The organism is Paraburkholderia sp. RL17-337-BIB-A (genome assembly GCF_046025895.1).
GTDB lineage: Bacteria > Pseudomonadota > Gammaproteobacteria > Burkholderiales > Burkholderiaceae > Paraburkholderia > Paraburkholderia fungorum_C.
This window is the reverse complement of sequence record NZ_JARESY010000001.1, coordinates 3187570-3199616: the sequence shown is the minus strand read 5'-3', so window position 1 is coordinate 3199616 and position 12047 is coordinate 3187570. Positions and strand designations below refer to the sequence as shown.

Sequence of the window (12047 nt, the reverse complement as noted above, 5' to 3'; positions counted from 1 at the left end):
AGGAAGGGGGGCTACCCTCCAAAAATACAGAAGCCATCCATGAATTACCCTCATCCGATCATCGCGCGAGAAGGCTGGCCGTTCATCGCCATCGCGGCCGTCGTTGCTTTACTGATTCACTTCTTCGCGGGATTCGGCATTTCATGGCTGTTCTGGCTGCTGCTGATCTTCGTCGTGCAGTTCTTCCGCGATCCGGCACGGCCGATTCCGACTCAGGCGAACGCCGTGCTGTGCCCGGCCGACGGCCGGATTGTCGCGGTCGAAACCGCGCATGATCCGTATGCCAACCGTGAAGCGCTGAAGATCAGCGTGTTCATGAACGTGTTCAATGTCCACTCGCAACGCTCGCCGGTGGATGGCGCGATCTCCAAGGTCGAATATTTCCCGGGCGCATATCTGAATGCCGCCGTGGATAAGGCCTCGCTCGAAAATGAGCGCAATGCGGTGGTGATCGAAATGGCCGGCGGCCAGACGGTGACGTCGGTGCAGATCGCCGGTCTGATTGCGCGGCGCATTCTTTGCTACGTACGCTCAGGTGAACCGCTCACGCGCGGCCAGCGTTATGGGTTTATCCGTTTTGGCTCGCGTGTCGACGTGTATCTGCCGGTTGGCAGCCGTCCGCGTGTGTCGATCGGCGAGAAGGTTTCCGCGTCGTCCACGATCCTCGCTGAACTATAAAGCGGCACCAAGGAGGTTTTCCGAATGGCCGCATTCAAACCGCGTCGACCGCGCAACAGCGGACAGCTCCCGCGTCCGTTCCGCCGTAACAAGCCGATCGTGGCGGAGACGGGAGCAGTCGAAAGCCGGCGCGCTCAGCGTCAGCAGTTCCTGAGGAAACGCGGCATTTACCTGCTGCCGAACGCGTTCACCACTGCCGCGCTCTTTTGCGGCTTCTTCGCCGTCGTGCAGGCGATGAACGTGCGCTTCGAAATCGCGGCGATCGCGATCTTCGTGGCGATGGTGCTCGACGGCATGGACGGCCGCGTCGCGCGTATGACGCACACGCAGAGCGCGTTCGGCGAACAGTTCGATAGCCTCTCGGACATGGTGTCGTTCGGCGTGGCGCCGGCGCTCGTCATGTACGAATGGATCCTGAAGGACCTCGGCCGCTGGGGCTGGCTTGCGGCGTTTGTCTACTGTTCGGGGGCGGCGTTGCGTCTCGCGCGTTTCAACACGAACATCGGCGTGGTCGACAAGCGTTTCTTCCAGGGTATGCCGAGCCCCGCTGCCGCGGCGTTGATCGCCGGCTTCGTCTGGCTCGCCACCGATAACCGCGTGCCGCTCAAGCTCGTGTGGCTGCCGTGGGTCGCTTTCGTGCTGACCATCTACGCTGGCGTGACGATGGTGTCGAACGCGCCGTTCTACAGCGGCAAGGCGCTCGACGTGCGGCATCGCGTGCCGTTCGGCGTGATTCTGCTGGTGGTGGTGGCGTTCGTGCTGGTGTCGTCCGATCCGCCGCTGATGCTGTTTGGCCTGTTCGTGCTGTACGGTCTGTCGGGCTATGTGTTCTGGGGCTACCAGGCATTGCGCGGCAGGGCGAATCCGGCGCGCTCGGTGGCACGGGATAGATAATCGCGCGCCGCTTTTGCATAAAAGTGACACGGGAAAACGGCAGCCTTCGGGTTGCCGTTTTCGTTTGTCGAAGCCTTGTGGCGGGGCGTGGCAGGCAGGTCTGACGCCAATTGCACGACGGCGGGAATGCCGTTATAGTCGATCGATGAATGCGTTCACGTTCTCATTTGAACTACGGCACGAGCCTCAACAAGCCGGTGCGTTGCCAGGCTCGCTCGTGCTGGTGCGCCACCGCGCTGGTCGCTGACCGTTTTCGCCCTCCGTCTGCCTCGTCTGTAATTCAAAGCGTCGCCAGCGGTGGCGCAAACGCCCAAATTCCAATATCCAATCCCCACAATTGAACGACTCCTCAGGAGACCCGACATGGCCGACAAACTGATCATATTCGACACCACGTTGCGTGACGGCGAGCAATCGCCCGGCGCGTCGATGACGAAGGAAGAAAAAATCCGTATCGCGAAACAACTCGAACGGATGAAGGTGGACGTGATCGAAGCAGGCTTCGCGGCTAGCTCGAACGGTGATTTCGATTCGATCCAGACGATCGCCGGCCTGATCAAGGACAGCACGGTCTGCTCGCTGGCCCGTGCCAACGACAAAGACATTCAACGCGCGGCTGACGCGCTCAAGCCGGCTGATCATTTCCGCATCCACACGTTCATTGCAACGTCGCCGCTGCATATGGAAAAGAAGCTGCGCATGACGCCGGACCAGGTGTTCGAACAGGCAAAGCTGGCGGTGCGTTTCGCCCGCAAGTTTACGGACGACGTCGAGTTCTCGCCGGAAGACGGCAGCCGCTCGGACATGGATTTCCTGTGCCGCGTGCTGGAAGCGGTGATCGCAGAGGGTGCGACCACCATCAATATCGCGGATACGGTCGGTTATGGCGTGCCGGAACTGTACGGCCAGCTCGTGAAGACGCTGCGCGAGCGTATTCCGAACTCGCACAAGGCCGTGTTCTCGGTGCATTGCCATAACGACCTTGGCATGGCGGTGGCGAACTCGCTGGCCGGTGTCCAGATCGGCGGCGCGCGTCAGGTCGAGTGTACGATCAACGGTCTCGGCGAGCGCGCGGGTAATACGTCGCTTGAAGAAATCGTGATGGCGGTGAAGACTCGCAAGGACTACTTCGGCCTCGATATCGGTCTCGATACCACGCAGATCGTGCCGGCGTCGAAACTGGTGTCGCAGATCACCGGTTTCGTCGTGCAGCCGAACAAGGCCGTGGTCGGCGCGAACGCGTTTGCGCACGCGTCCGGCATTCACCAGGACGGCGTGCTGAAAGCGCGTGACACGTATGAAATCATGCGCGCCGAAGATGTGGGCTGGAGCGCGAACAAGATCGTGCTCGGCAAGTTGTCGGGCCGCAATGCATTCAAGCAGCGTCTGCAGGAATTGGGTATCGCGCTCGATAGCGAAGGCGAATTGAATACCGCGTTCGCGCGCTTTAAGGAACTGGCCGACCGCAAGTCGGAAATCTTCGACGAGGACATCATCGCGATCGTCACGGAGGAGTCGGCTGAAGCGCAGGAAAAGGAGCACTACAAGTTCCTGTCGCTGTCGCAGCATTCGGAAACCGGCGAGCAGCCGCACGCGAAAATCGTGTTCTCGGTTGAAGGCAAGGAAGTGACCGGAGAAGCACGCGGCAACGGTCCGGTGGATGCCACGCTCAATGCGATCGAAACGGAAGTGGGCAGCGGGTCGGAACTGCTGCTGTATTCGGTGAACGCGATTACCACCGGCACGCAGGCGCAGGGCGAAGTGACCGTGCGGCTCTCGAAGAGCGGCCGTATCGTGAACGGCGTGGGCACCGATCCGGATATCGTCGCGGCTTCCGCGAAAGCGTATATCTCGGCGCTCAACAAGCTGTATTCGAACGTCGATAAGTTGAATCCGCAACGCTCGGAGTGATGTCGGGCAGAGCGCTGACTGGCGTTTCTGATTCGAGGCGGTAGTTCGAAGCCCTGTGCCCTGAAAGGCACAGGGCTTCGTGTTTTGCGGCGCGTTCACGCACGCCGCATGGGGTCGCGCAAAAGCTCAGAACAGGTTGCGCTGAGCCGGGTCGTGCAGCGGATCAGGTGTTTTCTGCGTGAGCCGCACAATGCCCTGATCGTCGAAATAGAAGCTGTACATCATGTACCAGACATTGTCTTCGAGATAGCGATAGGTCCAGACCTCGCGCTTCATCAGCGGGAAGTACGACGTTTCAACCGGGCGGCCGAAGTTCACCAGCACGTCGCTCTTCGTCCATTTGCCGATTTCGGCACGATAGAACTCGTTGGGTTGAAGCACCTGACGCACAGTAACGATCTTGCCGGATGCGTCGATGTCGGCGGCGGTGGTCGTTTCGCCCATCGGCTGGGTCGGCCACATCAGCCGCTTGCCGCCGTTGGGCAAATCGTAGCTTTCACGCGGCGCCCCGAGGCGGGCGATGATGGTCGATTCGTCCGCGCCCTGGCTGTATTGCTGCCAGGGCTGCACGCAGCCGGCGAGCGTAACCGTGAGCGTGAGCGCGCTCAGGCAGACGAGCGCGGCGCGGCGCAGGCGTGCCGCGGGCGGCACTTCGATCGAGGCCGCCGTGGATGGGTGGCGGTTGGACATGACTTCCTCCGATGGCATTCGAGTAGCGGTTTTTATCATCGAGACGCATTATTTTGACACGGGCGGCGGCAAAAGATTTGCGCTTCGTACAAGCTCTTGCTGAAAGGACGGTAACGGATTCGCCAGCTTGCTTATTCCGTCCGGAACGCCCTATGATCCGCGCTTCGACGAATCCAGCGGGGCAGTGACGATGGCGAAATGGCAAAGGGCGGCAGCGGCGGCAGTCATGGCGCTGGCAGCGATTTCGATGGCCGCCGCGGCTCATGCCGCGGGCGAGGCGGCATCCGCTTCAGCAAGCAAGCCGATAAGCAAGCCGACAAGCAAGCCGACAAGCAAGCCGACAAGCAAGCCCCCGGGTACGCCGATCCAGCTGGCGCTGATCGAAGGCATGTCCGGCCCCTTCGCGAATGCGGGTGCGGCGGTGGAGCGCAATCTGCGCTTCGGCGTCGAACAGGTGAATGCGCAAGGCGGCGTGCAGCTCGCCGACGGTGCGCATCCGCTCGAACTGGTCGTGCTCGACAGCAAGGGCAGTACTGAAGAGGCGTTGGTGCAACTGCGTGCCGCCGCCGACCGTCATATTGGCTACGTCATGCAAGGCAACAGTTCGGCGGTGGCGGCCGCGCTGATCGGCGCGATCGACAGGCAGAACAGCCGCGAGCCGGACAACCGCGAACTGTTCCTCAACTATTCCGCCGACGATCCCGCCCTGACCAATGCCAATTGCAGTTTCTGGCACTTCCGCTTCGACGCGCACGCGGGCATGCGCATGGATGCGCTGGTTGATGTGATCCAGCGCGACAAAGCGGTGAAGAAGGTTTATCTGCTGAATCAGGACTACAGCTTCGGCCACGATGTCAGCAGTCTCGCGCGTTCGACGTTGGCGACAAAGCGTCCGGACATTACGGTCGTCGGCGACGAATTTCATCCGATCGGCCGCGTGAAGGACTTCGCGCCGTACATCGCCAAGATCCGCGCGAGCGGCGCGGACGCGGTCATCACCGGCAACTGGGGCAATGATCTGACGCTTTTGGTCAAGGCGGCGCGCGAGCAGGGCCTAAACACCCGGTTTTACACCTTCTATGGCAACAGTCTTGGCGCGCCTGCCGCGTTGGGCGACGCCGGGGTCAAACACGTGATCGCGGTAGCCGACTGGCACCCGAACGCCGGCGGCGCGGCCTCCGACGCATGGTACGCCGCGTTTCGCGCCCGTTTCCCGGCCGCCCAGGATGATTATCCGGTCCTGCGCATGCCGTTGATGATTGAAACCCTGGCCACGGCGATGAACCGCGCCGGGAGCGCCGACCCGATGGCCGTCGCGCGGGCATTGGAGGGCATCAAGTTCGACAACGGCTTCCACGCTTCGTGGATGCGGGCCGAGGATCATCAACTGATCCAGCCCCTTTACGTGATGGAGATGGACAAAGCCGGCACACCGGGCGTCAAGTTCGACAACGAAGGTTCAGGCTATGGTTTCCACACGGTGCTGGCCTTGCCGCCCGAGCGTACGGTACCGTCGACCGTGTGCAAGATGAAGCGGCCTTGAATGAAACGGCCTAAAGTGGACCCTTGCACACACGCGAGCCGCCCGGCAGAGCAGGGTTCGCGGCCGGATTGGGCTGTGCTACAATACGCGTCCCGTTGTGAGGCATGGCTAAAACCATGCATACACGGGTAACCCACGGCACGGCCTTTCTTCCGTGACCGCCTGTCTAGTTCTTAAGGAAATCGACATGTCCGCAGTTGAAACAAGCAAGAAGTCAGAAGTCGTTGCGCAATTCGCGCGCGCAGCTAACGACACCGGCTCCCCCGAAGTTCAGGTCGCGCTGCTCACGACCCGCATCAACGAACTGACCGTTCACTTCAAGGCACACACGAAGGATCATCACAGCCGCCGCGGTCTGCTGCGCATGGTGAGCCGCCGTCGTAAGCTGCTCGACTACCTGAAGGGTAAGGACGCGGATCGTTACCGCGCACTGATCGAGAAGCTGGGTCTGCGTAAGTAATCGGCCAGTCGTTCAGCAAGATGCCTGTGTCAGTTCCACTGATGCAGGCATTTTGTTTTTGCACGGTGCGCTTCATGTGATGCGCACTGCCTGACGGCCGCGGTAGCGTGACGGTTCATGCGGCGGCTAGCAGGAAAACAGCAGTAAAAAAGCAGCAAAAAACAGACATACGGCCGGGCTTCAGGGCAGAGCTTTGTGTCATTCCAGCGGTTCGCGCGCGTACTCGACGTAGGGCGTGGTTCTCTGGAATGGCATAACACTACTCTTCCCATGCGGTGCCGGTCCTGGCGTTGCCGCGCCGCTTCTGGTCTGCGCGGCATTACGATGAGGAAAAGCAATGACTATGTTCAACAAGATCGTCAAAGAATTTCAGTGGGGACAGCATAAGGTCCGCCTCGAAACGGGCGAAGTCGCTCGTCAGGCAGGCGGTGCAGTGATCGTCGACGTCGAAGACACAGTTGTCCTGGCTACTGTGGTCGGCGCAAAGACCGCCAAGCCGGGCCAGGACTTCTTCCCGCTGACCGTCGATTACCTCGAAAAGACCTACGCCGCCGGCAAGATCCCGGGTGGCTTCTTCCGTCGCGAAGGCCGTCCGTCGGAAGGCGAAACGCTGATCTCGCGCCTGATCGATCGACCGCTGCGCCCGCTGTTCCCGGAAGGCTTTTACAACGAAGTCCAGGTCGTGATCCACGTCCTGTCGCTGAACCCGGAAATCCCCGCTGACATCCCCGCGCTGATCGGCGCGTCGGCGGCGCTCGCCGTCTCCGGTCTGCCGTTCAACGGCCCGGTCGGCGCCGCACGCGTGGCTTACATCAACAACGAATACGTGTTGAACCCGACGCGTCCGCAAATGAAGGAATCGGCGCTCGACCTGATCGTCGCCGGTACGGAACGCGCGGTGCTGATGGTGGAGTCGGAAGCGCAACAACTGACCGAAGAAGTGATGCTCGGCGCTGTGGTGTTCGGCCACGAACAAATGCAGATCGCCATCAACGCGATCCACGATCTGGTTAGCGAAGGCGGCAAGCCGGAATGGGATTGGCAGCCGGCAGCGAAGAACGAGCCGCTGATCGCGCGCGTGACGGATCTGGCACAAGCCGAGCTGCTCGCCGCTTACCAGATTCGCGACAAGCAAGCCCGTTCGACCAAGCTGAAGGAAGTCTACGCAGCCACGTCGAAGGCGTTGGAAGAAGAAGCAGCGGCAGCCGGCACGGTTGCGGCGGATAAGGCTAGCGTCGGCAACGTCCTGTTCGATATCGAAGCGAAGATCGTCCGTACGCAGATCCTGAACGGCGAACCGCGTATCGACGGCCGCGACACGCGCACGGTGCGCCCGATCGAAATCCGTACCGGCGTGCTGCCGCGTACGCACGGTTCGGCACTGTTCACGCGCGGCGAAACGCAAGCGCTGGTGGTTGCAACGCTGGGCACGAAGGGCGACGAGCAGAACATCGACGCGCTCGAAGGCGAGTACCGCGAACGCTTCATGCTCCACTACAACATGCCTCCGTTCGCGACCGGCGAAACGGGCCGCGTCGGTTCGCCGAAGCGCCGTGAAATCGGTCACGGTCGTCTGGCCAAGCGCGCGCTGGCTGCGTGCCTGCCGAGCGCCGACGAATTCGGCTATTCGATCCGCGTCGTTTCGGAAATCACCGAATCGAACGGTTCATCGTCGATGGCTTCGGTGTGCGGCGGCTGCCTCGCACTGATGGACGCCGGCGTGCCGATGAAGGCGCACGTTGCCGGCATCGCGATGGGCCTGATCCTGGAAGACAACAAGTTTGCCGTCCTGACCGACATCCTCGGCGACGAAGATCACCTCGGCGACATGGACTTCAAGGTGGCGGGCACGGAGCAAGGCGTGACCGCGCTGCAGATGGACATCAAGATCCAGGGCATCACCAAGGAAATCATGCAGGTCGCCCTCGCGCAAGCGAAGGAAGGCCGTATGCACATCCTCGGCAAGATGACCTCGGCTGTGTCGGGCGCGAACACGCAATTGTCGGAGTTCGCACCGCGCATGATCACCATCAAGATCAATCCGGAAAAGATCCGCGACGTGATCGGCAAGGGTGGTTCGGTGATCCGCGCGCTGACCGAAGAAACCGGCACGACGATCGATATTTCGGACGACGGCATCGTCACCATCGCCAGCACCAGCAGCGAAGGCATGGCCGAAGCGAAGAAGCGTATCGAGAACATCACGCTGGAAGTCGAAGTGGGCCAGGTGTACGAAGGTACCGTGCTCAAGCTGCTCGATTTCGGCGCGATCGTGAACATCCTGCCGGGTAAAGATGGTCTGCTGCACATCTCCGAAATCGCCAACGAACGTATCAAGGACATCAACGACTACCTCAAAGACGGTCAGCAGGTGAAGGTCAAGGTCATCCAGACGGACGAAAAGGGCCGCGTGCGTTTGTCGGCCAAGGCGTTGCTGAACGAAGGCGCAAACGGCGCGCCGCAAGGCGAGCCGACGCCGCAGTAATGCGGTAACAGGACGACGGCCGGCAGCGTGAATGCGCGCCGGCCGTTTTTCATGAAGGGTGCAGGGTGGATTGCGTTGCAGGTCGCTGCAAACGGACATAAGCGGGTACTCTGTTTGCATGGCGCGTTTCGTTGGAGTCGGGCGATTCGTGTCCCCCAGTCCCCCAAGGGGACTTCCTTCGGGGCGGGGGCTCCTGTGGGGCGCCGGTAGGCAACGCAATCCAATCTTGGAGTTGACGCAGATGAAAGCGATCGAAATCACCGAATTCGGAGCACCGGAAGTCCTGAAGTTGGCAGAGCGGCCCATGCCGCAGCCGAAAGCGGGCGAGGTGCTGATCAAGGTGGCGGCATCAGGCATCAACCGGCCGGATGTGTTCCAGCGCAAAGGCGGCTATGCGCCGCCGCCGGGCGCCTCGGATCTGCCGGGGCTGGAAGTGGCCGGTGAGATCGTCGGCGGCAGCATCGACGAGAAGAACAATCCGTTCGGTTTGAAAGTGGGTGACCGCGTGTGCGCCTTGCTGGCGGGCGGCGGTTACGCGGAGTACGCGGCCGCGCCGCTGTTGCAGTGCTTGCCGGCGCCCGCCGGCTTGTCGGATGTCGAGGCGGCTTCGCTGCCGGAAACATTCTTCACGGTGTGGAGCAATGTGTTCGACCGTGCGCAACTCGGCAAGGGCGAAGGCGCGCCGAACGAGACGCTGCTGGTGCAGGGCGGCTCGAGCGGTATCGGCGTGACCGCGATCCAGATCGCGCATGCGCTGGGCTTTCGTGTGTTCGCCACGGCCGGATCGGACGAAAAGTGCCGCGCGTGTGAGGCGCTCGGCGCCGAACGTGCGATCAACTACAAGACTGAGGATTTCGTCGAAGTCATCAAGTCGCTGACGAACGATCGCGGCGTCGACGTGATCCTCGACATGGTGGCGGGCAGTTATGTGCCGCGTGAGTTGACCGCGCTGGCCGACGGCGGCCGCATCGTGCTGATCGCATTGCTGGGCGGCGCGAAAGCGGAGCTGAATCTGAACGAAGTGCTGCGCCGCCGCTTGACGGTGACGGGTTCCACGTTGCGTCCGCGGCCGATCGAGTTCAAGGCGAAGATCGCCGCGCAATTGAAAGAGCGCGTGTGGCCCCATCTCGAAGACGGTCGCATCAAGCCGGTGGTGCATCGTGTGTTTCCGGCCGCGGAGGCCGCCGCCGCACATGCGCTGATGGAAAGCAGCACGCATGTGGGCAAGATTGTGCTGACTTGGGGTCAGGACGCTTGACACGGTCTGTTTGACCCGATCCACCCCACGCAGTAAAATTGCGCGTTTTGCGCACGCCGCATGAATCCGAAAGGCGGGCTGTAAGCGCAAATCAAGTCCGCCGCCAATTCAAGAAGACGAGACGACGAGACGATGTCGAAACAACGAGCCAAGCTGGTAGTCGGTAACTGGAAGATGCACGGGCGCCTCGCCGAAAACGCAGCGCTGCTGCAGGCGGTGGCGCAAGGCGCGGGCGAATTGCCGGCTGATGTGCGCGTCGGTGTCTGTGTGCCGTGCCCTTATCTCGCGCAGACTCAATCGTTGCTGGAAGGCAGCCGGGTCGTGTGGGGCGTGCAGGACGTCTCGGCGTTCACGCATGGAGCCTATACGGGCGAAGTGGCCGCACAGATGGTGGTCGATTTCGGCGCCACGCTTGCGATCGTCGGGCACTCGGAACGCCGTGCCTACCATCGTGAAAGCGCGGAGTTGGTTGCGGTGAAGACGCAGCGCGCGCTGGAAGCAGGCTTGACCCCGATCGTGTGTGTCGGCGAAACGCTCGAGGAGCGCGAGGCCGGCTCGACGGAGCAAGTGGTCGGCATGCAGTTGGATGAGGTGCTGGCGAAGCTGTCGGTGGAAGAAGCGGCACGCATCGTCGTTGCATACGAGCCGGTCTGGGCGATCGGCACCGGCAAGAGCGCGACGTCGGATCAGGCGCAAGCCGTGCATGCGTTCCTGCGTTCGCGTCTGGCGGCAAAGGGCGCGGCAGTAGCGGATGTGCCGGTGTTGTACGGCGGCAGCGTGAAGCCGGAGAACGCGGAAGAATTGTTCCGCGAGCCGGATATCGACGGTGGGCTGATCGGCGGCGCGTCGTTGAAAGACCAGGATTTCCTGGCGATCTGCAAGGCGGCCGGCGCGACGAGCGTCGCCAGTTAAGCAGGGCGCCTCGGCGAGGATGACCCAATCCCGCGCGGCACGCTTTGTGTGGCGCGGTTAAATAAAGACTCAGGTGAGTGTGATGCTGTATTTGAAAACATTGATTATCGTCGTTCAGCTGTTGTCGGCACTTGGAGTCATCGGCCTTGTCTTGCTGCAACACGGCAAAGGCGCCGATATGGGTGCTGCTTTCGGTAGCGGTGCATCGGGCAGCCTGTTCGGCGCGACCGGTTCGGCAAACTTTTTGTCGCGTACCACGGCCGTCCTCGCAGCCGTGTTTTTTGTAACGACATTGACGCTCACCTACCTCGGTGCGTATCGTGCGAAACCGTCCGCAGGCTTGCTGGGTGCGGCTGTGACTGCGCCTGTGGCGGCTTCCGCTGCAGCTGCGCCGGCAGGTGGCTCGGCAGTATTGCCGGCGTCGGCTGCATCCGTCCCCGCTACGGACGTGCCGAAATAAATTTTCGTTCAAAGTGGTTTTGTGCGTTGAACAAACTGTTTAGACCAGTTACAATCTAAGTCTTGAAGCGATTCGCGGGTTTTATAAGTTGTTTTCCCGGATTGCAGTTAGTGCCGACGTGGTGAAATTGGTAGACACGCTATCTTGAGGGGGTAGTGGCGAAAGCTGTGCGAGTTCGAGTCTCGCCGTCGGCACCAAATGTTATCTAAATGCCAGCCGCTTGCTTCGCTTCGGCTGGCATTTTCACTTGTGCCGCGCGGCTTGCGTTGGGCTTGCGGCATGTGCGTTGCCGAAGTGATTTCGCGTCAGGAGTGCTATGCTCTTGGCGGCATTCAGAACCAACCGAAAGAGGATAGTCTTGAACCTCGCAGCCTATTTCCCCGTCTTGTTGTTCCTCATTGTGGGCACCGGTTTAGGCGTAGCACTGGTCAGCATCGGCAAGATCCTCGGTCCCAACAAGCCCGATACCGAGAAAAACGCACCATACGAGTGCGGCTTCGAAGCATTCGAAGATGCGCGCATGAAGTTCGACGTGCGCTACTACCTCGTCGCCATTCTCTTCATCATTTTCGATCTTGAAACCGCGTTCCTGTTCCCGTGGGGCGTGGCCCTGCGCGACATCGGCTGGCCTGGCTTCATGGCGATGATGATTTTCCTGCTCGAATTCCTGTTGGGCTTCGCCTATATCTGGAAGAAGGGCGGCCTCGACTGGGAATGATGGATTAATCGCCGGTTTGCGTGGGTGGCCAAGGCTTG

The 12047-nt window shown here is 61.2% G+C and carries 11 protein-coding genes and 1 tRNA gene; 11 read left to right on the top strand and 1 reads right to left on the bottom strand.

Annotated elements, in window-relative coordinates:
• The first annotated feature begins 39 nt into the window (after nucleotides 1-39).
• The 3 genes from P0D84_RS14370 (at nucleotide 40) to P0D84_RS14360 (ending at nucleotide 3483) form a co-directional block, all read left to right on the top strand.
• Nucleotides 40-678 carry a phosphatidylserine decarboxylase gene (locus P0D84_RS14370; protein ID WP_179743532.1) on the top strand — a complete coding sequence of 213 codons (639 nt, stop codon included), beginning with the start codon at nucleotides 40-42 and terminating at the stop codon, nucleotides 676-678.
• Nucleotides 679-702: 24 nt separating this feature from the next.
• A complete protein-coding gene (pssA, locus tag P0D84_RS14365) occupies nucleotides 703-1572 on the top strand; it encodes a CDP-diacylglycerol--serine O-phosphatidyltransferase (RefSeq protein WP_200564448.1) in 870 nt (289 codons plus the stop codon).
• Between the two features lie 363 nt (nucleotides 1573-1935).
• A complete protein-coding gene (locus P0D84_RS14360; protein ID WP_408337356.1) occupies nucleotides 1936-3483 on the top strand; it encodes a 2-isopropylmalate synthase in 1548 nt (515 codons plus the stop codon).
• Nucleotides 3484-3609: 126 nt separating this feature from the next.
• Here P0D84_RS14360 and P0D84_RS14355 read toward each other — a convergent pair whose 3' ends face one another.
• Complete coding sequence (locus tag P0D84_RS14355) at nucleotides 3610-4173, bottom strand: hypothetical protein (RefSeq protein ID WP_408337354.1); 564 nt, start codon at nucleotides 4171-4173, stop codon at nucleotides 3610-3612.
• Between the two features lie 190 nt (nucleotides 4174-4363).
• On the opposite strand from P0D84_RS14355, the gene P0D84_RS14350 reads away from it, so the two are divergent.
• The 8 genes from P0D84_RS14350 (at nucleotide 4364) to P0D84_RS14315 (ending at nucleotide 12009) form a co-directional block, all read left to right on the top strand.
• Nucleotides 4364-5716 carry a branched-chain amino acid ABC transporter substrate-binding protein gene (locus P0D84_RS14350; RefSeq protein WP_408339836.1) on the top strand — a complete coding sequence of 451 codons (1353 nt, stop codon included), beginning with the start codon at nucleotides 4364-4366 and terminating at the stop codon, nucleotides 5714-5716.
• A 187-nt stretch (nucleotides 5717-5903) separates the two neighbouring features.
• Nucleotides 5904-6176: a 30S ribosomal protein S15 gene (gene rpsO, locus P0D84_RS14345; RefSeq protein ID WP_011487489.1), complete on the top strand. Its 273-nt coding sequence runs from the start codon at nucleotides 5904-5906 to the stop codon at nucleotides 6174-6176.
• Between the two features lie 337 nt (nucleotides 6177-6513).
• The gene (gene pnp / locus P0D84_RS14340) at nucleotides 6514-8661 is read left to right on the top strand and encodes a polyribonucleotide nucleotidyltransferase (protein WP_408337352.1); all 2148 of its coding nucleotides are present in this window, start codon (nucleotides 6514-6516) and stop codon (nucleotides 8659-8661) included.
• Between the two features lie 241 nt (nucleotides 8662-8902).
• Nucleotides 8903-9919: an NAD(P)H-quinone oxidoreductase gene (locus tag P0D84_RS14335; protein WP_408337350.1), complete on the top strand. Its 1017-nt coding sequence runs from the start codon at nucleotides 8903-8905 to the stop codon at nucleotides 9917-9919.
• 132 nt (nucleotides 9920-10051) lie between these two features.
• Nucleotides 10052-10831 carry a triose-phosphate isomerase gene (tpiA, locus tag P0D84_RS14330; protein ID WP_408337348.1) on the top strand — a complete coding sequence of 260 codons (780 nt, stop codon included), beginning with the start codon at nucleotides 10052-10054 and terminating at the stop codon, nucleotides 10829-10831.
• A gap of 82 nt (nucleotides 10832-10913) precedes the next feature.
• Nucleotides 10914-11291, top strand: coding sequence for a preprotein translocase subunit SecG (gene secG / locus P0D84_RS14325; RefSeq protein WP_054034962.1), 378 nt, complete (start codon nucleotides 10914-10916; stop codon nucleotides 11289-11291).
• A 112-nt stretch (nucleotides 11292-11403) separates the two neighbouring features.
• Nucleotides 11404-11488: transfer RNA gene (locus tag P0D84_RS14320), tRNA-Leu, on the top strand.
• A gap of 161 nt (nucleotides 11489-11649) precedes the next feature.
• Nucleotides 11650-12009: an NADH-quinone oxidoreductase subunit A gene (locus P0D84_RS14315; RefSeq protein WP_007175615.1), complete on the top strand. Its 360-nt coding sequence runs from the start codon at nucleotides 11650-11652 to the stop codon at nucleotides 12007-12009.
• Nucleotides 12010-12047: the final 38 nt, after the last annotated feature.